The sequence below is a fragment of the Rhizobium sp. SVR5-9E genome, assembly GCF_056755095.1.
In genome coordinates this window covers 1-274 of record NZ_JBNDHS010000397.1, presented here as the reverse complement: position 1 = coordinate 274, position 274 = coordinate 1, and the positions used below count along the sequence as shown (strand labels likewise).

1 protein-coding gene is annotated in these 274 nt (G+C 64.6%); it reads left to right on the top strand.

Annotation, left to right across the window (positions count from 1 at the left end):
- Nucleotides 1-274: M48 family metalloprotease (locus ACPYOJ_RS35340; RefSeq protein ID WP_481420386.1), on the top strand; the 274-nt coding region annotated here is incomplete at both ends.

Below are 274 nucleotides of genomic sequence, written 5' to 3'. Positions count from 1 at the left end.
ATCCTATCGCATCACCATTCTGAATTCGCCGTCGATCAACGCCTTCGCCTTGCCGGGCGGCTATCTCTATGTGACGCGCGGCCTTCTGGCTCTTGCCAACGATGCGTCGGAAGTTGCCGCCGTGCTGTCGCACGAAATGGCGCACGTGACAGCCAATCACGGCATCGAACGCCAGAAGCGCGAAGAGGCCGAGGTCATCGCCAGCCGCGTCGTCGCCGAGGTCCTGTCGAGCGATCTCGCCGGCAAGCAGGCGCTGGCCCGCGGCAAGCTGCGC